This window comes from Weeksella virosa DSM 16922 (assembly GCF_000189415.1).
Lineage (GTDB): Bacteria > Bacteroidota > Bacteroidia > Flavobacteriales > Weeksellaceae > Weeksella > Weeksella virosa.
The window spans coordinates 825,369-849,436 of record NC_015144.1; the positions used below are offsets into that span (position 1 = coordinate 825,369).

A 24,068-nucleotide genomic window follows, 5' to 3' on the forward strand; every position below is an offset into this window, starting at 1 on the left:
AACGAATAAAATGAATGTTGCTAAAAAACAGAACTTTTTCGACTCGAATGTTCTTGGTCATCCCTCAGGCTTATTTGTCCTTTTCTTTACGGAAATGTGGGAACGCTTCTCTTTTTACGGAATGCGTGTTTTATTAATACAATTTTTAACTGCAGCTGTTATAGGATCTAATCCTGGCCATGGCTGGTCTATAGAAAGTGCCACAGCTCTTTATGGTACTTATGCTATGTTGCTCTATATTACCCCTATTTTTGGTGGAATAATAGCCGATAAATATATTGGTTATCGTTGGGCAGTAGTCGTAGGGTCAATCATCATGACACTCGGACACGCTTTCATGGCTTTCGAAGGAATTAATTTTCTCTATCTCGGGCTTGCATGTTTAGTCATTGGTACAGGTTTCTTCAAACCCAATATGACATCTATCTTATCTGAAATGTACAAAAATTTCCCAGAAAAAAAAGACGGAGCCTACACCATTTTTTACATGGGTGTAAATGCAGGTGCGTTTTTTGGTATGATGCTGTGCGGATACTTGGCAGAAAAAGTTGGCTGGCACTGGGGCTTCGGATTAGCCGGAATCTTTATGCTCCTAGGTACGTTACAATTCTGGCTTGCAAAACCTCTTTTTGGCCATATCGGTGAAGTACCTTCTAAAAATAAAGAAGAAAACAAAGACAATACTCCTCTATATGGGGAAGACGAGAAACCAAACCCTTTTACAACCATAGAAATCATCCTGATTGCGATTATGACAGTATGTGGTTTAGGATATGCTTTTAGTGACCCTTTACGAGAAATAGCCGGAATAGACTTATTCCATGCTATGTCGATAGGTAAAGTTGCCGGACAAAATGTAGTGGCACTTTTGGCCTTGGTACTTTTCTTTTTTGTTGTAATCAAACGTCTAGCAAAATACACCAAAATCGTTAGAGATCGGATGATTGCCGTAATTATCTTTGCTATTTTTGTAGTATTCTTTTGGATGTCTTTCGAGCAAGGAGCTTCTTCTTTAGTAATCTTTGCTCGTGACAATATCGATCGCTCTTTAGAAGGAAATACAAAAACTATTTTCGATATTGTAAATATTTGTCTAACGATTATTCCACTAATCATCATAACCTATGTTTTGGTACAACTGAAAATCAAAACATGGACGGTTATACCTTTCTCTAATATCGTTTTAGCGATTTGTTTCTTAGGAATTTGGGGTGTAGCAATTTGGATGCTGAACCGTGAGTTACAATCAGAAACTTCAGAAATTACGGTTTCTTTCTTCAGTACGCTGAATTCTTTTTTCATCATTACTTTAGCATCTTTTGTTTCGAAAATTTGGGATTCTAAATATAATCCACCTGCAACCGTAAAATATGGTATGGGATTAATTATCATGGCATTAGGATTTGGAACCTTATATATCGGTACGAATGGAGTTGCAGAAGGCGTGAAAATTAGTTTCATGTTCCTTGTCGTAGCTTACCTATTCCACACCTTGGGAGAACTCTGCTTGTCTCCGGTAGGATTATCGTATGTGTCGAAATTAGTACCACCAAGAATGATTGCTTTCATGTTCGGAATGTGGTATCTAGCAGTAGCAATCGGAAATAAATTAGCAGCTTTGTTAGGAGGGCAAATCGAAAATATTACCAAAGAATATTCTCTATCAACATTCTTCCTTATCTTTACAGTGGTGCCAATCGTAGCTGGATTGTTGGTCATGGCTCTCAATCCATTAATAAAAAAATTGATGCACGGCATCAAATAAACCAATGTAGTATGAGAACAATTGCAGTTTTAGCCCTTTTGGTATGGGGAAGCATTAGCCAAGCACAAAGCATAAATTGGAAATCTTTCCAGGAAGCAAACGAGTTGAGTAAAAAAAATCCAGAAAAACCGATTTTACTCTACATCTATGCAGATTGGTGTGGTTTCTGTAAAAAAATGAATACAGAAACTTTTGTCGATTCAGAAACGGTTGATTATATCAATTCGACTTATATTCCCGTGAAATTTAATGGGGAATCGGATGAGAAGATTAACTTTTTAGGATACAACTATTCGTACATCCCAAAAGGGAGAGTTAACAGTTTAGCTTTCTTCTTTCTCAACGGCAGAGTAAGTTATCCAGGAATAGTTGTGGTAAACAAAGAAGGCCAAACCCAAAACTTTTTAATGGGCTATATGAAACCAACAGATTTTATTAATCGCCTCAAAAACCCAGTCTAAAATATCCATCACGAGCCGTATTCCAAATCGGCTCGTTTTTATTTTTGATCAATTCTACTTCTATATTATCCAAAACATTCGCCAAGTTGCTTCCATCTGCAACTATCTTCTTGCTCGTAAGTTGATCTAAATTCTCACCCATTTCTTGGTTATTTCTAATCAAATAATAGTCGGCGGAGTGAATTGCAAGATCGTTTAATTTTTGCCAACTCAATGTAGAACTTCCAACAATTATTTCCTGATCATTTTTCTGAATATCCTCTAACCGAAAATTTGTTGCCCAATCTAAATAATAAATATTTTTGATACGTTGATGGTTGGCATAGGGCTCTATAATAAACTTTTTCCACTGAGAACTGTCGGCAAAAGCTGTACTAAAAACGACCAAGTTATTCCTTTTTTTCACCGAAATTGTACTTTCTCGATAATGCTGATAAACAATCAATTCATTTATTTTATCTTTTCGATAGATATCAACCAAACGATGCGACAAATTTCCTGTTAAAGCAATGAGCAGAACAATGAGTGCTATTTTCGACTGTTGCACAAATACAAAGCGCAGACACACCAAGGCTACGATTAACAAAAAAGAAGTGAACGGGCTGATGTAGAGATTTCGCCAAACTAACTTGTCCCAGGTTGCCAACCAGCCAATATAAGTATTAATCGTGTTGATAAAAAAATTATTCACTTCGACAATAAAAGTGGGTACAAAATCTATACCTACCAAAAGAATACTGAGTAATCCAAGAATCATCATTAAATAAGCAGCAGGAATCAAAACAATATTCCCAAACAAAAACAACCACGAAAATTGATTGAAATATAAGCTTGCAAAAGGCATGGTACCCAATTGTGCTGCAGTACTTGTCGTTAATAATCCTTTGAAACTTTGAGAGATAAACGACCCTCTTCTTACCCATTTCATGGTAATATCATTCAACCAAACAATAAAAAATACAGCAGAAAAACTTAGCCGAAAACCAATATCGAACAAGTCGTTTGGCCTAACAATCAGGATGACAAATGCACTTAATGCCAAAGTATGGAAGATATACGGTTTGCGCTTGAGCAGGGTGGCAAAATAGAAAAGGGTAATCATCAGTGAAGCCCGAAAAACAGGAGGTCTCAATTCTACGTAAAAAGCATATAGCCAAATAAACAACAAACAGAAAAGGATACGTATTGCTTTTCCGTGAGATAAATGAAGAAAGCTTTTTGTCAACCACATCAGCGTACCAAAAAGCATCATAACATGTAAGCCAGAAATTGCCAAAATATGAACAACGCCCGAGTTAACGTACGATTGATAGATTTCTTGATCTAGCTCTGAGTGAGTCCCTAGCAACATGGCGCCAATCAGCCCAATAGCTTCTGTACTAAAATGATGTTTTTTAAGTTGTTCTAACAAATGAATTTTCGATTTAGAAACAGCATTATAAAAGCCTTTACCTTCTTTTCTGAGTGTAGAAAATTTAGCGAAAAACTGAGCCGAAATCCCTTTATTCGCTAAAAAAGTACCATAATCAAACTGATATGGATTAAGTTTTTTGGGTAACGGTAAAAGCTTTCCATAGACAATGAGCTGGTCATTCGGATGATAATTTATGGTATCTTTCGGGAGATAAACAAGGATCTGATATGATGAAAAATGATCTGGATAAATAATTTTTGCTTGATATTTTTTATACTTTTCACTCGACTTGAAGCTTCGCTCAACCGACACTAAATAGGCTGTTTCTGTTATCGGCTCCTCAATGATTTTCAGTTGATTATCGGCATGAAATTTCAGGGCAATACCAAACGAGAAAAAGAATATTAGCAGTGTATTAATAAAAATTGCTGTATTTTTGTACACGAAAATTAGAATACAGAAAAGGATAATCGGCAAAAAATAAAGACCATTATTCGACCATGAGAAATACATTTGCGCTACAATTCCCAACGCAAAAGCACAAAGAATAAAGGCAAACAAATGATTTTTCATATAGATATCAGTAACGATTACCCTTGTTAATTTACTAATTTTCAAACATATATCAAAATGAAAAAAATAATTAGTTTCTTTACATTTCTATTCTGTTCATTGGTTTTTGCTCAAACACAACCTAAAGAATTTACCCTCAATATCGAAAACCTGAAGGGTGTTGATGGTTTCCTTAAGATTGATATTTATAGAAATGTAGAAAATTATACACGTGGAATAAATGCTTATAAATCGTTTTATATTCGGGTAGAAGATAAAGAAAAATACCAGTTGAGCATTAAAGATTTTCCGAATAATTACTATGCCATCAAGGTGTTTTTAGACACTAACCATAACAAAGTTTTAGACAAAACCTGGATCGGAATTCGTAAAGAGCCCTATGCATTTTCTGGTAATACAAAACCCTATTTCAGAGAGCCAACCTTTGAAGAGGCAAAGATTTTGATTGATGATAGCAACCGCGAAATTACCATGAAATTAAAATAATTTTTCATCGCACTTTTAGCTCATTCTATCGAAAATCCTTCGCGCGCAAATCATCTACAATATGTTTGGCAGTTCGCATAGAAGCACCTTCTCCTCCAAGTTTTTCGCGTAATTTTCGGTAATCCTCAACAACTTGTGAGCGATACGGTTCGGTGAGTATTTTTTGCAGTTCTGTTCGTAAATTTTGGTGGGTTAACTCTTGCTGGATCAATTCCTTCACCACTTCTTTATCCATAATCAAATTCACCAACGAAATATAAGAAATATGCTTCACCAATCTTTTCCCGATCTCGTAAGAAATTCTACTACCTCTGTAACAAACCACTTCTGGGATATTGAGTAAAGCGGTTTCTAAGGTTGCTGTACCCGAGGTTACTAGAGCAGCTACTGAATTATTGAGCAGGTTATAAGTATCATTATTTATTACCTTTACACTATATTGATGCATAAATCTCTTGTAATAATCTATGGTTTGTGAAGGCGCACCTGCTATCACAAATTGATAGTCTGGGAAGTCGGACATCACCGAAAGCATAATCGGTAATTTGACTTTAATTTCTTGATTGCGACTACCAGGTAAAAGTGCAATAATTGGCCGATTGTCTAGCTGATATTTTTGCAGAAAATTGTCTTTAGACAAAAATTCTCTGGTTTCTAATGCATCCAATAATGGATGTCCAACAAAATCTACTTCCATTTCATATTTTCGGTAGAAATCTTTTTCAAACGGTAGGATGACAAACATCCGATCAACTACTTTTTTTATCTGATGAACCCGTCCTGTTTTCCAAGCCCAAATTTGCGGAGAAATATAATAGTATACCTTAATTCCTAGCTGTTTGATGAATTTGGCTACCCGAAGATTAAAACCTGGATAATCTATCAAAATCACTGCATCTGGTTTATATTCTTCAATATCTTTTTTGGCGAATTCTATATTCCTTAGAATTGTACGCAAATTCATAATCACCTCAACAAACCCCATAAAAGCAAGTTCTTTGTAGTGTTTTACACAAGTACCGCCAACTTCTTTCATCAAGTCACCTCCCCAAAACCGAAATTCGGCTTCTGAGTCTAAGGTTTTCAGTGCTTTCATCAAATTAGAACCATGTAAATCGCCAGACGCTTCTCCCGAAATAAGATAATATTTCACTCGTATTTTTTTTAGACAAACAAAGATACAATAACCTTCGGGGCAATTTTGTCAATTTATGCGTAAATTTGTGTAAGATATTTTTTTGTATGGATGAAATTGTCAATAAAGTAGCAAAAAGCGGATTGGTAAATATCGATTTAGAAGAATGGTATCCTACCGATAAACGCGTGCTTTTTGATTTAAAAGATTGGCTATTTGAAGAGCTTATCTTAAAAGAAAAAGATTTTAGAGAAAATCTAAAAAACCATGATTGGACGCAGTATGAAAATTGCTTGGTCGCAATAAATTGTACGGTAGACGCCATCGTTCCGTCTTGGGCTTATATGCTGATTACAACCTATTTGCAACCGATTGCAAAAAAAGTAGTTTTTGGAGATTTCCATGAGATGGATTTGATTCTCTATCATGATATAATAGAAAACCTAGACATAGAACCTTATGTAGATCAGCGAATTATCATCAAAGGATGTAGCCACAAGCCTGTTCCAGAGAACGCTTACATAGAGTTGATTAATCGATTGCAGCCGATTGCAAAATCATTGATGTTTGGTGAGGCATGCAGTACGGTTCCTTTGTACAAAAAGAAATAAAAAAAGTGGCAAAAGCCACTTTTTTTTCATGGATACGATTAAAACTTTTATCTTTTGATGCTCACTTCGTAGATTTTGTTCCAGAGTTTACCAGTAACCAACATATTTTCTCCTTTGAAGGCGATACCATTCAGAACATCTGCATCTGCTGCTTGCTCAGCTTTAAAGGCTTCTAAATTCATTTTACCAACTACAGCTCCACTAGCAGGATCAACCGCTACAATAATATTTTGTTGGTAAATGTTGATATACAACAAACCGTTATGGTATTCTAATTCATTGAGATTACTATAGGCTTGTTTATCATCTACTGCTTGTATTGTTCTTTTATAATTAAAATCTTTATCAAAGAAATGGATCTTTTGTGATCCATCTGTAATGACCAATTCTTGCCCCATGGTGGTTATCCCCCAGCCTTCTCTAATTTCACCTGGCATCGTAATTTTTCTTATTAGCTCGAAATTCTGATCATATTCATATATCAATCGATTTTGCCAAGTAAGTTGATATATTACACCATTTAATTCAGTAATTCCTTCTCCAAAAGAGGTTTTCTCTACTTCTCCCGTTAATTCTTCGGTTGTACTCCCCAACCGATATTTCACCAATCTCGATTGTCCGGTAAGGCCGGTTCCTTCGAAAATAAAGCCATCTTTATAATAAAACCCTTGTGTAAAATCAGCAGGGTTGTGTGGATACGTATTCACTAAATTGTATTGCCATTCTTGCGCCGGATGATCTGCGAAAACTAGGATATTAAATTCGCGTGTAGCTGTTAACTCCGAACCATTAAAAAACTTTACATTCACATTATGTTGACCTAAACCTACATTTTCTAAGGTTATTTTACCCGGATTAGGAAAATCTTTTCCGTCTATTTCTACCTTCACCTCAGTAATATTAGTCAATCCTTCTAATGTAATCTCTAGTGAATCTCCTATTTTATAATGTTTTTCTTCTATAGCAGAAACTTGTTGCGTGATTAATGGATTATTGACCGATGCATCATCTTTACAAGCGGTAACACTCAGTACCAACAAACCGAAAAGGATATAAAAACGTTTCATGATTTGGATAATTTGCTAACAAATATGAGGATTTTTTATTAAAACTGAATTGTTCTCACAGGATATTTCCTTTTTGTAGGGTAATGATTTTTAATAGGATTTTAGGTAATAGAGCTTATAAAAATTTATTTGGTATGTTTTTTGAAAATACAAGAAAAAACCACTAAAACGCTTTTAGCAACCAAACCATTACAGTAACGACTAAAAATATCTAAAAAAGAACATTAATGATATCACTTTTCAGAAGTTCTAAAAAGAAAGAAGAAAAGAATCCCTTTCGATTTCCTGCTCAATTTATAGATATACACTCTCATCTTCTTCCAGGGATTGATGATGGTTCTAACTCTATTGAAGAATCGATAGAAATGCTTATCAATATGAAAGCTTTAGGAATAGAACATTTTGTTTTTACTCCTCACGTAATACAAGGTGTGTGGGAAAATTCTACCGAGACTATTTTGGCGAAAGAAAAAGAGTTTCTAAAAGAAATAAAAACGATTCCAGAGTTACAAAACATCACAATTCGTGTAGCCGCTGAATATATGCTGGATGAACACTTCAAAAATGTTCTTATCCCGAACAAAGATTTATTGACAATCAAAGACAACAAGGTCTTGGTAGAAATGTCTTACATGGCGCCGCCGATACATCTTTACGAAACCCTGGCTGAACTACAAGTTGCTGGATATCGACCTATTTTAGCACATCCCGAACGGTATAGAGCTTTTCATAATAACTTTTGCGAATATCACAAATTAAAAGATGCTGGCTGCGAATTCCAGATTAACCTGCTTTCGCTTACCAATTATTATGGTATAAACGTGCACGAAACTGCGGTAAAGTTACTAACCGAAAACATGATTGATTACTGCGGATCGGATACACACAACGATCGTCATATCAAAACTTTCGAGACGTTTTCTTCACGAAAAAAGATGATGAAATTAATGGAACCTATTTTCGTAAACAATAAAAATTTGATTTAATATCTGTCCCCCGAAAATCAACTCAACTACCATAAAAAAAGTTCTTGGAAGGAATCTTCCAAGAACTTTTTTTATGTGTAGACCTTACTTTTACGGTAGAAACCTATTTTCTGAGCATAATATTACCCTATACGCCCTGGATTATCTTTCAGGAAAGCTCCCCAACCCGAATAACTTTTCTGCGTTCCACCAACTACATTCATATTAAAGTAATGACATACTGCTGCTGCCAAACCATCTGTTGCATCTAATCTTTTCGGAATTTCTTTCAAACCCAAAAGATTTTTTAGCATTCCTGCAACCATTTCCTTCGATGCATTTCCGTTACCAGTAATCGCCATTTTTATTTTTTTGGGCGAGTATTCTGTAATTGGAATCTCTCGATACAAGCCTGCTGCCATGGCTACACCTTGTGCTCTCCCTAGCTTCAGCATCGATTGTACATTCTTTCCAAAAAAGGGGGCTTCTATTGCCAATTCATCGGGATGATACTGATCGATAATCGCTAATGTTTTCTCGAAAATACGCTTCAATTTCATTTCGTGATTTGGCAGTTTATGCAAGAGCAATTCATCTAATGTAATGAGTTTTAATTGTTTATTTTCTATCGCAATCACTCCGAATCCCATCACTGTTGTTCCGGGATCTATCCCTAAAATTATCTTTTCCATGTTGCGTTTTTATGTATTTTTAGAAGAAAGCTTTATAAGCATTGTCGATTATTTTTCTTGTGATTGATTGAGTGCTATCAATGGTTCTATATATTCTCTAGTATTCGACAATCTCGGTATTTTATTTTGCCCTCCTAATTTACCTCTCCTTTTCATCCAATCGATAAATAAACCTTTTCTTGCCTTGTGAATAAGTGGTCGGTTGAGCGTCATATTATTATAGCGTTTGGCTTCATAATCAGAGTTGACGGACTGCAATCCTCTATCGAGCTCATCAATAAACGTTTCGAGATCGGTAGGATCCCTCGAAAACTCGATCACCCACTCATGTGCTCCTTTTTCTTTTCCTACCATATAGACAGGTGCTGCCGAATATTCTGCTACGATTGCATTGGTTTTCTCGCATGCGAGCTTTAGTGCTTCTTCTGCATTCTCGATCATCAATTCTTCACCAAAGACATTGATATGATGTTTTGTACGCCCTGTAATTACGATTCTATGTGGTGAAGTCGAGGTAAAACGTACAGTGTCGCCGATGATATAGCGCCACAAACCACCGTTGGTTGAAATGACCAAAGCATAGTTTTTCCCGATTTCTACTTGATCGATTGTGAGACATTTCGGATTTTCTTGACCGAAATTTTCCATTTCTATGAATTCATAAAAAATTCCATTATCCAACAGAAGCAACAATTCTTTTTTGTCTAATTGATCTTGGATGGCAAAAAAACCTTCAGAAGCATTGTAAATCTCAAAGAAATTAAGTTGTTTTTTTGTGATATTTCGGTAGTTTTCTTCGTACGGTTTGAAACTTACCCCACCATGAAAAAAGACTTCGATATTGGGCCACAATTCATCGATATAGGTAGAATTGGTATCGGTCAACATTTTATTAAGTACGACCAACATCCAAGAAGGTACACCGGTTAGCGAGCCAACATCCTCATTTTTTGTAGCTTGGATAATGGCATCCATTTTCAGATTCCAATCGGCCATCAACGAAATTTCTTTATTGGGAATATTTTTCAGTTCTGCATAAAATGGAAGATTTTCAATTAAAATTGCCGATAAATCACCAAATTGTGTTTGATAATGCCGGTATAATTCACTACTCCCTCCGATTCTTAGATTTTTATGCAAAAAGATTTCTGTTTCTGGGTAGGCATTAAGATAAAGTGCAAACATAGATTTACCAGCCGAATAATGGCAATCTTCTAAAGATTCTTTACTAATTGGTATAAATTTGCTTTTTGCATTCGTAGTGCCAGATGATTTCGCAAACCAGCGAATTTTGCCTTGCCATGTTACGTCTTTTTCTCCTTTTCTTGCCAGTTCGATATAGGGCTCGAAATCTTCGTAAGTTACCAATGGCACTCGTTGCTGAAACTGTTCTATATTCTTTATCTCATCAAACCCAAACTCTTTTCCATAAATTGTATTTTTAGCAGTTTCTATATTGGATAAAAGCACATTGAGTTGAGTAATAAAAGGTTGTTTGATGCTTTGTTCGATTGCTTTCAACCGGCTACGCATCATAATCTCCATTACTTTATTCACAATTCTCATTCGTGTATTTTTTTGTAGATTTAGCACAAATTTAAAAAAAAGAAAACGCAACTATGGTGTTCCAAGGTCAAATCCGTAAAATGATTTCTGAGAATGGGGATCCAATCCAATATTACCTAAATTTTTCCGAAGATTTTTTATCGATGAATCAGTTGATTAACCGTACAATCCAAATTTCATTCGATCATTACGAATGTTTAGGTTGCCAGCAAGATATAGAAATCTATCGAATGGGTTATTGTAGAAATTGTTTTTTTACGCTTCCACAAACCAATGAAAGCATCATAAGACCAGAACTTTCTACCGCTCATTTAGGTATTGAAAAACGAGATCTGAAGTGGGAGCAAACCTTCGAACTCCAACCTCATGTTGTTTACTTATCAAACACTTCTGGTGCAAAAGTTGGTGTGACTCGTGCTACCCAACTCCCGACCCGTTGGATAGACCAAGGTGCTACTGAAGCTATGATTATTGCACGGACAGATAATCGCTATCAAGCAGGAATGATAGAAGTTGAGCTTAAAGAACATTTAACCGATAAAACAAACTATCAGCGCATGTTGAAAAACATACAAGTTGATGTAGACTTACACAAGATTTTGCAAAATGTTCGTGAATTTATAAGTGAAGAGCAACAACGATTTCTAGTTGACGATCAAGAGATTTACTTTTTCAATTATCCCGTTACAGAATATCCTACCAAAATAAAAGTAATCAATCTTAGCAAAGAACCTAGTTTTGAAGGAAAATTGCTCGGCATAAAAGGTCAGTATTTAATTTTTGATGACAATCGCGTATTAAATGTGCGTAACCATGAAGGTTTTTATTTACAATTTTTGGTATAAATTTTCAGGCTATTAAGAGAAAAACCTACACATAAAATCGACAAAAATATTATAATATCTTTAACAATATTAAATTTTTTTTGTATATTAGTAGTATTAAAGTCTAAAAAAATGGTTGTCTTATGAAAATTTCACATCTATTAATTGTTTGCACAACAGGCCTATCGTTTTTGGCATGTACAGAAGCGGGAAAATTACCACAATACAAAGTAGAATCTGCAGTACAACACGCTTACCGTTATCGTACCATGAACTTACAAGACTCTTTAGCAAAATATGTACATAATTTTGATGACAAAGAATTTCATGCAACGCAGTCAGAATTTGGTGAAGTAAAATTATATAACCTCGACAACGTAACAGAAGAAGGCACGGGCAAAGACTTAACGTATATTGCGACCTATAATGTAGAATATTCGTCTGCAGAGGGCAAAGAAATTTTCCAAGTAAAGTCGATAAATAAATTACCCAAAATTGTAGGTTATTCTCGTGATTTACACACAGTTTCTACACCTATGGACAGTATAAGCATACAAACAGCTGACAGTCTTCGATAATAAGGGGAGACGAAAGTAAATTTTTCATTTTATTCGATCACCAAAGCTTTCTTTGGTGATTTTTTTACCTCATTATTCTGCTCTTATAGCTTAAAAATCATTTTTATCAAAATTATTATCTTTGCCCTGTTTTGGAACAAAAGACTTTAGATAACCTTATGAACCTTTACCAAACCTCAGGTTTTGTAAAGGATTTAGTGGCTTATAGCCAAAAAGAAGAAAAACAGAAAATCCATATCAAAGGATTTTTAGGTTCGGCGTTGAGTTTTGCAATTGCACAACTGTATTTGCAAACCAATCGTTCTATTTTGATGGTGACCGATGACAAAGAAGAAGCCGCCTATTGGCTAAATGACCTCGAAGCACTACTCAACCAGGAGCAAGTACTCTTCTACCCAAGTGCTTACCGAACTCCATACCATATAGAAGAAACCAACAATGCAAATGTAGTGATCCGTACAGAAGTTCTCAATCAATTAACTTCACACAGCTCACCAAAAATTATTGTTGCTTATGCCGATGCACTCACCGAGAAAGTTATTACCAAAAAAGCACTTTCTACAAATACCTTAAAAATAAAAGTAGGCACCGAACTAGGCTTGGATTTTATCCGAGATATGTTGTTTTCGTACAACTTTCGGCAAGTAGATTTTGTTAACGAACCAGGAGAATTCTCTATTCGCGGTGGAATTATCGATATTTTTTCTTTTGCAGACGAACACCCTTATAGAATTTCTATGTTTGGCGATGAAGTGGAAACGATTCGTTCTTTTGATACCAGCACACAACTCTCGATTTCGACAACCAAAGAAATCAAAATCATTCCAAATTTAGAAGATAAACAATTCGATGAAAAACGAATAAGTTTTTTAGAATATCTCCACAAAGACACCATGATTATCGCCAAAAATTTGGGAGTTATCACATCGAAGTTAGAAAATAATTACTCTTTAGCAGAAAATGCCTTTGCAAATCTATCTAGTGAAATATCTCGATTGGCTCCGGCCGATTTATTTTTTAGTTCGGTACAGTTTCAGGAGAAACTCGAACTATTTACCGTTTTCGAGATGTCATCAACTCCCCATTTATCAATAAATCATACTCTAGAATCTCCCTACAAACCACAACCTTCCTTCAACAAACAATTCGATTTTCTGATCGATGATCTCAACTACCACACCCAGCAAGGTTACAAGAACGCACTGGTTTGTTTTAATGAAGCACAGGTGAAACGATTTGCAGAAATTTTTGAAGATGTAGGAAAAGAAGTGAGTTATATTCCTGTAATCGGTTCTTTGCATCAAGGTTTTATCGATGAAGAACTGAAAATTACTTGCTATACAGATCATCAAATTTTCGAGCGTTATCATAAATTCAACCTAAGAAATTCGTTTTCGAAAAAAGAAGCGATTACTCTAAAAGAAATCAACTCTCTTCAGGTAGGTGATTATGTGACGCATATCGACTATGGTATCGGGAAATTTGCAGGATTAGTTAGGATAGAAAACAACGGCGTACAGCAAGAAAGCATCAAGCTATTCTACCAAAACAATGATATTTTATATGTCAATATCCACTCTTTGCACAAGATTTCTAAATTTAGAGGAAAAGATGGTGTCGAACCAAAAATCAGCAAATTGGGTTCCCCAGCTTGGAGAAACCTTAAAAACAAAACCAAAACAAAAGTAAAGGAAATTGCTTTTGATTTGATAAAACTATACGCCAAAAGACGCACCCAAAAAGGATTTGCTTTCTCACCAGACACCTATTTACAAAATGAACTAGAAGCATCATTCATTTACGAAGACACACCCGACCAAGAAAAAGCAACATTGGATGTAAAAAACGACATGGAGTCTGAGCGTCCCATGGATCGTTTGGTATGCGGCGATGTAGGTTTCGGAAAGACAGAAGTCGCTATAAGAGCAGCTTTCAAAGCTGCGGTAGATGGAAAACAGGTTGCTGTTTTGGTACCTACAACAATATTAGCATTTCAACATTTCAAGACGTTTACAGATCGACTAAAAGAGTTTCCCGTGCAAATAGAATACCTCAATCGTTTTACGACAACCAAAAAGAAAAATGCAATTCTTGCAGATTTAGAAGCTGGGAAAGTCGACATCATTATCGGGACACACCAATTGGTTAATCCTAAAGTGAAATTCAAAGATTTGGGACTTTTGATTATTGATGAAGAACACAAATTTGGGGTAAGTGTAAAGGATAAATTAAAAACCTTACGAGCAAACATCGACACCTTAACTCTAACAGCCACCCCAATTCCGCGCACTTTACAATTCTCGCTTATGGCTGCCCGTGACCTGTCAGTTATCAAAACTCCACCACCGAACAGACAACCAGTTGAAACCAACTTAATAGAATTCAATGAGGAAGCAATTCGCGATGCGATTTTGTATGAAATGCAACGCGGCGGTCAAATTTTTTTCATTCATAATCGAGTACAAACTCTTAAAGAAATTGCCGGGATGGTCCAACGTTTAGTTCCTGATGCCCGTATTGCAACAGGGCATGGGCAAATGGACGGGAAGCAACTCGAAGCCATCATGCTCGATTTTATTGACGGACAATACGATGTGCTTATCTCTACCACCATCATCGAGTCTGGTTTAGATGTACCAAACGCGAATACTATCCTAATAAACGATGCACAAAACTTTGGCTTAGCCGACCTGCATCAGATGCGTGGACGTGTAGGCCGAAGCAACCGAAAAGCTTTTTGTTATTTGATTGCCCCTCCTGTTTCTGTCTTGACCAATGAAGCAAGAAAACGCTTACAAGCTATAGAACAATTTTCTGATTTAGGGTCTGGGTTCAACATTGCTATGAAAGACTTAGAAATTCGTGGCGCTGGAAACCTTTTGGGTGCCGAACAAACTGGTTTTATGATGGAAATCGGATTCGAAACATACCAGAAAATACTTAATGAAGCAATTGAAGAGCTAAAAGAAAGCGACTTCAAAGAACTATTCGAACACGAAAAGACATCCAACTTTATAGAATACGTTAAGGATGTACAAGTCGACACCGACTTAGAGATTCTGATTCCGGATGAATATGTAAACAATGTAGAAGAACGTTTGGCATTATATAACGAACTAGCATCGATAGAGACAGCTGAAGAGCTATCGAAATTCGAAAATAACCTCATCGACCGTTTTGGCCCTATACCTTCGCCAGTTGAGAATTTACTTCAGTCGATTAAACTCAAATGGAAGGGTAAAGAACTAGGCATGGAACGTATAGTATTGAAAAATGGGAAACTTACTGCATATTTTGTCAATAAACCAAACAACAACTATTTCCAATCAGAGAAATTTAGACTGATTTTAAATTATGTTCAATCTTACCCTCAAAATGTTAACTTCAGAGAAAAACCTGCAAAAAATTCGTCTGAATTACCAAGTTTACTTTTGAAGATTGATCACGTAAAAAATGTAAGTAATGCACTAAAACACTTCGAAAAAATGCTAAATCAACAATAAAACTAACGAATATTTAATAATTGTTAAACTATTTAACATTTAAACTTTAAAACAAAATCATTTTTTATTGTCACAAGCAAGATCAAATACCTCCGAAAAAGATACTGTTTGAAAACTAATTTTGTCATCCTTCTGAAATAGAAGTATTAGGCAGAAAAGTAATTATTTTCTATTTTTACATGTTGAAAAATTAGCACGTGTAAAATTTAAGAAATTATGGAAACTTCTTATAGTTATATTCCCATTTTGATTTTGTTTTTGGTGGCTGCCGGTTTTGTAGGTTTTACAATTGTTGCGACTCATTTGTTGGGACCATCAAGAAAAACAGACGAAAAATTAGAAAACTTCGAGTCGGGAATAGAAAAAGTTGGGAATGCACGACAACCTTTTGCTATTAAATATTTCTTGGTAGCAATCTTATTTGTGTTGTTCGATGTAGAAGTTATTTTCTTCTATCCGTATGCGGCCAATTTCAAGGCCCTAGGATGGGAAGGATTTGCAGCAGTAGTCACATTTATAGGTTTATTTCTAGTGATGTATATGTATGCCCGAAAAAAAGGTGCTTTCCGATGGGAGAAATAAAATAGACAAGCAGCTTTAGCAATAACATTAAATATTCTATCAAAAATGATTCATAATAAAAGACCCGTTACCCACAACACCAATGTAAAGGTAATCGATGAGCTACCAGAAGGTTATCAAGGTGAAGGGTTTATGGCAATGCAACTTTCTAAAGTAGTTGGTTTGGCTAGAAAAAATTCGATTTGGCCTCTTCCGTTCGCCACATCTTGTTGTGGGATAGAATTCATGGCAACCATGGGTTCTAAATATGATTTGGCTCGTTTTGGATCGGAGAGACTAGCCTTCACTCCACGCCAGTGTGATTTATTAATGGTGATGGGGACAATCTCTAAAAAAATGGCCCCTGTCCTCAAGCAAGTCTATATCCAAATGGCAGAACCTCGCTGGGTAATCGCTGTAGGAGCCTGTGCTAGTTCTGGAGGAATTTTCGACACCTATTCTGTATTACAAGGAATCGACGAAGTTATACCGGTAGACGTATACGTCCCTGGATGCCCGCCAAGACCAGAGGGAATTATAGAAGGAGTAATGCGTATTCAAGAGCTAATAGAAACCGAAAGTGTTCGTAGAAGAAGTAGCGAGGAATACCAAGCATTGTTATCAAGTTACGGAATACAATAGAAAACGAGTCATGGAGAACACAAAGATACAGCAACTACTTACTCAGAAGTTCGAAGATAAAATATACGGATTCCAAGAACATTTTGGTGTTCTGAAAGTCTATGCTGATAAAAACATCAACCTCAAATTGATGCAATTTTTGTATGATCATGAAGAATTGGCTTTCCGATTTCTTACCGATCTTACAGCAGTTCACTACCCTAAGCATAAAGGAGGTGAAATAGAGGTTACCTACCTCATGCACAATATGTATACCAACCAATCTATCCGATTGAATTTTGCTATCGACATCAAACAACCCGATATATTTACGGCGACCAAACTATTCGAAGCAGCCAATTGGTTAGAGCGCGAATGTTATGATTTTTTTGGTGTTAACTTCATCGGACATCCAAATCTTATCCGTATCATGAATGTAGAAGAGATGGATTATTTCCCGTTACGCAAAGAATTTCCATTAGAAGATCAAACCAGAAAAGACAAAGATGATGAAATGTTTGGTCGTGGAAATAATTTCAATTACGGTTCAATGAATATTAAAGGTTAAGTTATGGGAAAAACAAAAACTAAAAAACATCAAAACATCAACTTGCCAGAAGGATCGCTCGAGAAAAAAACCGTTACGCTGAATTTGGGTCCAACACACCCTGCAACCCATGGTGTTTTCCAGAATATTCTAGAGATGGATGGTGAAATTGTAAAATCTGCAATACCTACTGTAGGCTATATTCACCGTGCTTTCGAAAAAATTGCAGAACGACGTCCGTTGTATCAAATTACCCCTCTCACAGACCGTTTGAACTATTGTTCTGCTCCACTCAACAACTTAGGATGGCATATGACGGTTGAGAAATTTATGGGAATTGAAGTACCAAAAAGAACGTCTTACTTGCGTATTATAATCATGGAGCTAGCCAGAATTGCAGACCATATCGTTTGTAACTCGATTATGGGAGTTGATACAGGAGCATTTACCGGCTTCTTGTACATGTTGCGTTACCGTGAGTTAATATACGAAATTTATGAAGAGATTTGCGGATCACGACTCACAACTAACATTGGTAGGATAGGAGGATTCGAACGAGATTTCACACCGGATGCCTGGTCGAAAATCCACCGATTTGTAAAAGAATTTCCAGATGTATTAACGGAGTTCGAAAATCTTTTTGTTCGCAACCGTATTTTTATGGACCGCACGCAAGGAATTGGTGGAATCTCGGCAGAACGTGCCCTCAGTTATGGTTTTACAGGTCCTAATCTACGTGCGGCTGGGGTAGATTATGACATACGTGTAGCAAAACCTTATTCACGATACGAAGAATTTACCTTTGATATTCCTGTAGGAACTACCGGAGACTGTTATGATCGTTTCCAAGTGAGAACACAAGAAATGTGGCAAAGTTTAAGTATCATTCGACAAGCACTCGAAAAAATCGATGCCCTCGAGGGCGAAGAAGCGACCCTTTACCATGCCGACGCTCCTGACTTCTATTTGCCATTAAAAAAAGACGTCTATACTAAAATGGAGGCGCTCATTTATCACTTTAAAATTATCATGGGAGAATTAGAAATACCCGAAGGGGAAATCTACAACTCGATAGAAGGAGCAAACGGAGAATTGGGTTATTACCTAATTTCTGATGGTGGACGCTCACCCTACCGTTTACATTTCCGCAGACCATGTTTCATATACTATCAAGCATATCCAGAACTTATTGTCGGATCAATGTTATCAGATGCAATTATCACAATGAGTAGTCTGAATTTGATAGCTGGAGAATTAGATGCTTAACATTTAAGTTTAAAAAAAAGAAATGGAAATTCAATTTTCAGAAGCAACCCAACAAAGAATAAATCAAATTGTTGCACGATATCCAGAGGGTAAGCAAAAAAGTGCATTAATTCCTGTGTTGCACATTGCACAAGAAGAGTTTGGTGGATGGTTAGACGTTCCGCATCTAGACTATGTTGCCAAAGTTTTAGACCTTTTACCAGTAGAAGTTTATGAAGTTGCATCGTTTTATACGATGTTTCAACTCAACCCAGTTGGTAAGTATGTTTTACAAGTTTGTCAGACAGGACCATGTATGATAAAAGGCGCTGATCACATCATCCAACATATCAAAAACAAACTCAATATCGACATCGGAGGAACAACCGAAGACGGACTTTTTACCCTACAAACTGTGGAGTGTTTAGGAGCCTGTGGATACGCACCCATGATGCAACTCGGGAAAACTTATCGCGAATTTCTTACCACAGAAAAAGTAGATGAATTAATAGAAGAACTGAAAAAACTAGCCTAATGGGACAAAAACTATTGTTAAAAAATATTGATGTTCCTGGGATAAGACACTACCAAGTCTACCGCGAAAACGGAGGATACTCTAATGCCGAAAAAGCTTTCAAAATGAAAGAAGAAGAAATCCTCGAAGAAGTAAAAACGTCTGGTTTACGCGGCCGTGGTGGGGCAGGTTTCCCGACCGGAATGAAATGGAGTTTCTTAGCAAAACCAGAAGGAGTTCCACGTCACTTAGTAGTTAATGCAGACGAGTCGGAACCAGGAACTTTCAAGGATCGTTACCTAATGGAGTATATACCTCACCTTTTGATTGAAGGTATTTTGATCTCTTCTTTTTGTTTAGGATCGAACACTTCTTTTATCTATATCCGCGGTGAATATGCGTGGATTGCAGAAATTCTAGAACAAGCCATTGACGAAGCAAAAGCAGCCGGATGGTTAGGGAAAAATATTCAGGGAACTGGATTCGACCTCGAAGTTTACGTACAGCGTGGAGCTGGAGCTTATATCTGTGGCGAAGAAACCGCCTTGCTAGAATCATTAGAAGGTAAACGTGGAAACCCTCGTATAAAACCCCCTTTCCCAGCAGTAAAAGGTCTTTGGGGCAGACCAACAGTAGTAAACAATGTGGAAACAATCGCAAGTGTAGTTCCGATTATTGAAATCGGAGGCGATGCTTACTCGAAAATTGGTGTAGGACGTTCTACTGGAACAAAGTTGATCTCTGCTTGCGGTAATATAAATAAACCTGGCGTGTATGAAATAGACATGACCATCACAGTAGAAGAATTTATTTATTCTGATGAGTATTGCGGTGGAATAGCCAACGGAAAACGCCTAAAAGCCTGTATACCTGGCGGAAGTTCTGTGCCAATTCTACCTGCTAATTTACTATTAAGAACTACCAACGGACAACCGCGATATATGAATTACGAAAGTCTAGCCGAAGGCGGTTTTCAGTCGGGTACCATGATGGGGTCTGGTGGTTTTATCGTATTAGATGAAGACCAAGACATTGTCTACCACACCTACACCCTAGCCCGATTCTATCGTCATGAGTCGTGCGGACAATGCTCGCCATGCAGAGAAGGAACTGGCTGGATGGAAAAACTTCTGAAACGTATCGATGAAGGAAAAGGAAAAATAAGTGATATAGAATTGCTTTGGGATATACAGCGAAAAATAGAAGGTAATACCATTTGCCCATTAGGAGATGCAGCTGCTTGGCCTGTTGCCTCAGCAATTCGGCATTTCCGTGATGAATTCGAGTGGCATATCAATCATCCAGAAGAATGCTTAACTCGCAATTATGGCTTAGCACATTATGCTGATCCAATCGAACCAAAAGTAGAAACTGCAAACTAGATTTATATGGCAGAAGAAAATAAACAACAATTGCTTACCGTTACAATTGATGGACATACCACCCAAGTACCAGCAGGAACAACAATTCTACAAGCCGCTCGTAGCATAGGAAAAGAAGTTGCACCACCTGCTATGTGCTATTATGGCAAACTAGAAAATACCGGTGGAAATTGTAGAACGTGCATGGTCGAAGTTACCAAAGGAAGTGATGCTGACCCACGACCAATGCCCAAATTAGTTGCCTCTTGTAGAACAACAGTTATGGACGGGATGGTAGTAGGAAATAAAACTTCTGAGCGAGCAGTAGAAGCTCGAAAAGGAGTGGTAGAATTTCTATTGATCAATCATCCACTCGATTGCCCAGTTTGTGATCAGGCAGGGGAATGTAAATTACAAGATTTAGGTTACGAACACGGAGAAGAAGCAACGCGCTACGATTTCGAACGTAGAACTTTTGCTCCAGAAGATTTAGGACCTAATATACAATTGCATATGAATCGCTGCATTCTATGTTACCGTTGTGTGAAAACCGCAGACCAAATCACAGGTTGTCGCGAACATGGCGTGATGTTCAGAGGTGATCATGCCGAAATCTCTACCTACCTCAATAAAACACTCGACAATGAATTTATTGGTAATATAATCGATGTATGTCCGGTTGGTGCTCTAACCGATAAAACTTTCCGATTTAAAAATCGCGTTTGGTTTTTGAATCCAGTGGATGCTCATCGCGATTGCCCTACCTGTTCGGGTAAAGCACAAATCTGGTTCCGTGGAGAAGAAGTTTTCCGTGTTACTGCACGTAAAAATGAATGGAACGAAGTAGAAGATTGGATTTGTAACACTTGTAGGTTCGAGAAAAAAGATATCAATGATTGGACGCTCGAAAAACCCTCAGATATTGCCAAAGACTCGGTGATAAGAGCAAATCATTATACCATAAACAAAGTAAAACCAAAAGAAACTTTACCAAAAGTTATTCATAGAGACCCTAAAGTTTTATTAGATATCCATACCGTGAGTGAGGTAAACGAGCCCAATCGTAACCTATCGAAAATTCATGGTCCTGCAACTAGTAAAGATTTTAAAAATTAATAACGACGTTATAACTATACACAATGACGGAAGAATTTATTGCAGATGCACTCGAAAAATTAGCTTTGGTAGGAATACTAATTGCTTTGGCTTTGGCCGTTGCTGCATACTCTACTTGGGCAGAACGTAAAGTTGCTGCATTTTTACAAGATCGTTTGGGCCCGAACAGAGCTGGGATATTTGGTTTATTACAACCATTAGCAGACGGTCTAAAACTCTTTTCGAAAGAAGAAATTGTCCCAAAAGATGCCAACAAATTCCTATTTATAATGGGGCCAGCAATGGCAATGTTAGTAGCTTGTATGACTGGTGCCGTTATCCCTTGGAGTAGTAGTTTCACTTGGGGAGATCGCACTATTGTCCCACAAATTGCCGATATCAACATTGGTTTTTTATACATTTTAGGAGTGTTGAGTTTAGGCGTTTACGGTATGATGATTGGCGCTTGGGCATCGAACAACAAATACTCCTTAATGGGAGGATTACGTGCAGCATCACAAATTATCTCGTATGAGTTACCAATGGGACTAGCACTGATTACTGTTTTGATGATTACAGGATCGCTAAAACTAAACGAAATCGTTGCTTACCAACAAGATAACTATTGGTTAGTATTTTTACAACCATTAGGTTTTATGATATTTTTGATATGCTCTTTTGCAGAAACGAACCGTACACCATTCGATTTACCTGAGGCAGAAAACGAGTTAATCGGTGGATACCACTCAGAATACTCATCAATGAAAATGGGTTTCTTTTTGTTCGCAGAATATGTCAACATGTTTATTAGTTCGGCTATTTTAGCCACCTTATTTTTTGGTGGATACGACATTCCATTTATAAATGATGCAAAACTAAAAGAAAGTATTGGAGAGAATTGGTTATCGGCAATCCATTTTGCAGTATTGTTTACCAAAACTTGCTTCTTTATTTTCTTTTATATGTGGGTACGATGGACAATTCCACGTTTTCGTTATGATCAATTGATGAATCTCGGCTGGAAAACTTTAGTACCACTTGCGATTTTTAATATGTTAATTACGGGATTGTTTATCTTACTTTTTAATAATTAATCCTCTTAGAAAAAAATTATGAAAGCACTTACCAATAGAGCAAAAGCAGTAGATAGACGCCCTATGAATTTTTGGGAAAAAATCTATTTGGTTGCGATTTTCAAAGGTTTAATGATTACCATCAAACACTTCTTTATGAAGAAACAAACCATTAATTACCCTGAAGAAAAAAGACCTTTTAGTCCGGTATTTAGGGGTTTGCATATCTTAAACCGTGATGAAGAAGGAAGAGAAAACTGTACTGCATGTGGACTTTGCGCCTTGGCCTGTCCGGCGGAAGCAATTACAATGGAAGCCGCAGAACGATTGCCAGGAGAAGAACACTTATATCGAGAAGAAAAATATGCAGCAAAATACGAAATCAATATGTTGCGTTGTATTTTTTGTGGTTTCTGCGAAGAAGCCTGTCCTAAAGATGCGGTTTATCTCTCGCAAACAGTTCCACCACCAAGTTTTGACAGAAAAAACTTTGTATACGGCAAACAAGATTTATTAATTCCGCATCCGAAAAATAAATAACTATGACTATAGAAGAAATTTTATTTTATGTTTTGGCTGGATTAACAGTACTTAGTGCTTTATTAATGGTTTTTAGCCGTAATCCGATTCATTCTATTTTATATCTTATTATCACCTTTTTCTGTATTAGTGGACACTATATACTACTCAATGCGCAGTTTTTGGCAGTAGTAAACATCATTGTGTATGCAGGTGCAATAATGGTTTTGTTCCTTTTTGTGGTTATGTTGATGAACCTCAATTCGGAGAAAAAATCCTTTGGTACACCGATAAAAATAACTGTTGCAAGTCTGGTTTCTCTCTTGTTTATAATCCTTACGGTTGGTATTATTACCGAGAACGGTACACCACAAACCCAGGTAGAAATGGCCAAAGGAGAAATTGGACTTATAGAAAACCTTGGAAGTGTTTTGTATTCTGAATATGTATTACCCTTCGAGTTGAGTTCTATTCTCTTTATCTCGGCCATGATTGGTGCGGTAATCTTATCCAAAAAAGACAAAGAATTACTAGATTAATATAGCCTAGAAAAATTATCTCATGTTACCGATTAGTTATTATATTATTTTCGCATTAATCTTATTCACCATCGGGGTTTTTGGCGTTTCGATTCGCCGCAATGCCATCGTTGTTTTTATGTGTATAGAATTAATGTTGAACTCTGTGAATTTACTCTTGGTGGCTTTCTCTAAAATGCACCACCAACTTAATCCAGCCTCAGCAGCTGGTACAGATGCTCAGTTGCTAGTTTTTTTCATTATGGTCGTGGCCGCAGCAGAAGTCTCAGTTGGTCTATCGGTCATTATCCTTTTGTTTAGAAAAGTTTATAATGTGGATATCAATTTGTTAAACCGTTTAAAGAATTAAGAAT

At 36.7% G+C, this 24,068-nt stretch carries 24 protein-coding genes; 19 read left to right on the forward strand and 5 right to left on the reverse strand.

Translation table 11 applies throughout. From position 1 onward, the window contains the following. Window positions 1-10 precede the first annotated feature (10 nt). On the forward strand, window positions 11-1,765 hold the full coding sequence (locus tag WEEVI_RS04065; protein ID WP_013597894.1) for a peptide MFS transporter: 1,755 nt from the start codon (window positions 11-13) through the stop codon (window positions 1,763-1,765). An 11-nt stretch (window positions 1,766-1,776) separates the two neighbouring features. Next, the gene (locus WEEVI_RS04070; protein WP_013597895.1) at window positions 1,777-2,226 is read left to right on the forward strand and encodes a thioredoxin family protein; all 450 of its coding nucleotides are present in this window, start codon (window positions 1,777-1,779) and stop codon (window positions 2,224-2,226) included. On the opposite strand, the gene WEEVI_RS04075 is transcribed toward WEEVI_RS04070, so the two are convergent. Beyond that, the gene (locus WEEVI_RS04075) at window positions 2,210-4,213 is read right to left on the reverse strand and encodes a ComEC/Rec2 family competence protein (protein WP_013597896.1); all 2,004 of its coding nucleotides are present in this window, start codon (window positions 4,211-4,213) and stop codon (window positions 2,210-2,212) included. The genes WEEVI_RS04070 and WEEVI_RS04075 overlap by 17 nt on opposite strands. A 57-nt stretch (window positions 4,214-4,270) precedes the next feature. On the opposite strand from WEEVI_RS04075, the gene WEEVI_RS04080 reads away from it, so the two are divergent. Next, the gene (locus WEEVI_RS04080; protein ID WP_013597897.1) at window positions 4,271-4,699 is read left to right on the forward strand and encodes a DUF2141 domain-containing protein; all 429 of its coding nucleotides are present in this window, start codon (window positions 4,271-4,273) and stop codon (window positions 4,697-4,699) included. A 25-nt stretch (window positions 4,700-4,724) separates the two neighbouring features. Here WEEVI_RS04080 and lpxB read toward each other — a convergent pair whose 3' ends face one another. Further along, entirely contained in the window at window positions 4,725-5,852 is a 1,128-nt protein-coding gene (gene lpxB, locus WEEVI_RS04085; protein WP_013597898.1) for a lipid-A-disaccharide synthase, read from the reverse strand. Window positions 5,853-5,941: 89 nt separating this feature from the next. On the opposite strand from lpxB, the gene WEEVI_RS04090 reads away from it, so the two are divergent. After that, window positions 5,942-6,445 carry a DUF2480 family protein gene (locus tag WEEVI_RS04090; protein ID WP_013597899.1) on the forward strand — a complete coding sequence of 168 codons (504 nt, stop codon included), beginning with the start codon at window positions 5,942-5,944 and terminating at the stop codon, window positions 6,443-6,445. A 47-nt stretch (window positions 6,446-6,492) separates the two neighbouring features. Here WEEVI_RS04090 and WEEVI_RS04095 read toward each other — a convergent pair whose 3' ends face one another. Beyond that, complete coding sequence (locus tag WEEVI_RS04095; protein WP_013597900.1) at window positions 6,493-7,512, reverse strand: glutaminyl-peptide cyclotransferase; 1,020 nt, start codon at window positions 7,510-7,512, stop codon at window positions 6,493-6,495. Window positions 7,513-7,739: 227 nt separating this feature from the next. On the opposite strand from WEEVI_RS04095, the gene WEEVI_RS04100 reads away from it, so the two are divergent. Continuing rightward, window positions 7,740-8,498, forward strand: a complete 759-nt coding sequence (locus WEEVI_RS04100; RefSeq protein ID WP_013597901.1) for a tyrosine-protein phosphatase — start codon at window positions 7,740-7,742, stop codon at window positions 8,496-8,498. 122 nt (window positions 8,499-8,620) lie between these two features. Here the strand turns inward: WEEVI_RS04100 and ruvC are convergent, their stop codons facing one another. Both ruvC and WEEVI_RS04110 read right to left on the reverse strand, forming a co-directional pair. Further along, a complete protein-coding gene (gene ruvC / locus WEEVI_RS04105; protein ID WP_013597902.1) occupies window positions 8,621-9,169 on the reverse strand; it encodes a crossover junction endodeoxyribonuclease RuvC in 549 nt (182 codons plus the stop codon). A gap of 48 nt (window positions 9,170-9,217) precedes the next feature. Then, window positions 9,218-10,735, reverse strand: coding sequence for a GH3 auxin-responsive promoter family protein (locus WEEVI_RS04110; protein ID WP_013597903.1), 1,518 nt, complete (start codon window positions 10,733-10,735; stop codon window positions 9,218-9,220). A 53-nt stretch (window positions 10,736-10,788) separates the two neighbouring features. On the opposite strand from WEEVI_RS04110, the gene WEEVI_RS04115 reads away from it, so the two are divergent. The 14 genes from WEEVI_RS04115 (at window position 10,789) to nuoK (ending at window position 24,064) form a co-directional block, all read left to right on the forward strand. Further along, a complete protein-coding gene (locus WEEVI_RS04115; protein WP_013597904.1) occupies window positions 10,789-11,580 on the forward strand; it encodes a DUF2797 domain-containing protein in 792 nt (263 codons plus the stop codon). A 122-nt stretch (window positions 11,581-11,702) separates the two neighbouring features. Then, on the forward strand, window positions 11,703-12,137 hold the full coding sequence (locus tag WEEVI_RS04120; protein WP_013597905.1) for a hypothetical protein: 435 nt from the start codon (window positions 11,703-11,705) through the stop codon (window positions 12,135-12,137). Between the two features lie 158 nt (window positions 12,138-12,295). Then, window positions 12,296-15,640, forward strand: a complete 3,345-nt coding sequence (gene mfd, locus WEEVI_RS04125) for a transcription-repair coupling factor (RefSeq protein WP_013597906.1) — start codon at window positions 12,296-12,298, stop codon at window positions 15,638-15,640. 216 nt (window positions 15,641-15,856) lie between these two features. After that, the gene (locus WEEVI_RS04130) at window positions 15,857-16,222 is read left to right on the forward strand and encodes an NADH-quinone oxidoreductase subunit A (protein WP_013597907.1); all 366 of its coding nucleotides are present in this window, start codon (window positions 15,857-15,859) and stop codon (window positions 16,220-16,222) included. Between the two features lie 45 nt (window positions 16,223-16,267). Continuing rightward, a complete protein-coding gene (locus WEEVI_RS04135; RefSeq protein ID WP_013597908.1) occupies window positions 16,268-16,843 on the forward strand; it encodes an NADH-quinone oxidoreductase subunit B in 576 nt (191 codons plus the stop codon). A gap of 10 nt (window positions 16,844-16,853) precedes the next feature. Beyond that, window positions 16,854-17,390, forward strand: a complete 537-nt coding sequence (locus WEEVI_RS04140; protein ID WP_013597909.1) for an NADH-quinone oxidoreductase subunit C — start codon at window positions 16,854-16,856, stop codon at window positions 17,388-17,390. Between the two features lie 3 nt (window positions 17,391-17,393). Then, window positions 17,394-18,635 carry an NADH-quinone oxidoreductase subunit D gene (locus WEEVI_RS04145; protein ID WP_013597910.1) on the forward strand — a complete coding sequence of 414 codons (1,242 nt, stop codon included), beginning with the start codon at window positions 17,394-17,396 and terminating at the stop codon, window positions 18,633-18,635. A 22-nt stretch (window positions 18,636-18,657) separates the two neighbouring features. After that, entirely contained in the window at window positions 18,658-19,149 is a 492-nt protein-coding gene (locus tag WEEVI_RS04150) for an NADH-quinone oxidoreductase subunit NuoE family protein (RefSeq protein WP_013597911.1), read from the forward strand. Next, window positions 19,149-20,510: an NADH-quinone oxidoreductase subunit NuoF gene (gene nuoF / locus WEEVI_RS04155; protein ID WP_013597912.1), complete on the forward strand. Its 1,362-nt coding sequence runs from the start codon at window positions 19,149-19,151 to the stop codon at window positions 20,508-20,510. Before WEEVI_RS04150 ends, nuoF begins: the two co-directional genes overlap by 1 nt. 6 nt (window positions 20,511-20,516) lie before the next feature. Beyond that, window positions 20,517-21,605 carry an NADH-quinone oxidoreductase subunit G gene (locus WEEVI_RS04160; RefSeq protein ID WP_013597913.1) on the forward strand — a complete coding sequence of 363 codons (1,089 nt, stop codon included), beginning with the start codon at window positions 20,517-20,519 and terminating at the stop codon, window positions 21,603-21,605. A 23-nt stretch (window positions 21,606-21,628) separates the two neighbouring features. Then, complete coding sequence (nuoH, locus tag WEEVI_RS04165) at window positions 21,629-22,678, forward strand: NADH-quinone oxidoreductase subunit NuoH (protein WP_013597914.1); 1,050 nt, start codon at window positions 21,629-21,631, stop codon at window positions 22,676-22,678. A gap of 18 nt (window positions 22,679-22,696) precedes the next feature. After that, window positions 22,697-23,197 carry an NADH-quinone oxidoreductase subunit NuoI gene (nuoI, locus tag WEEVI_RS04170; protein ID WP_013597915.1) on the forward strand — a complete coding sequence of 167 codons (501 nt, stop codon included), beginning with the start codon at window positions 22,697-22,699 and terminating at the stop codon, window positions 23,195-23,197. A gap of 2 nt (window positions 23,198-23,199) precedes the next feature. Further along, on the forward strand, window positions 23,200-23,715 hold the full coding sequence (locus WEEVI_RS04175; protein WP_013597916.1) for an NADH-quinone oxidoreductase subunit J family protein: 516 nt from the start codon (window positions 23,200-23,202) through the stop codon (window positions 23,713-23,715). 22 nt (window positions 23,716-23,737) lie between these two features. After that, window positions 23,738-24,064: an NADH-quinone oxidoreductase subunit NuoK gene (gene nuoK / locus WEEVI_RS04180; protein WP_013597917.1), complete on the forward strand. Its 327-nt coding sequence runs from the start codon at window positions 23,738-23,740 to the stop codon at window positions 24,062-24,064. Window positions 24,065-24,068 lie beyond the last annotated feature (4 nt).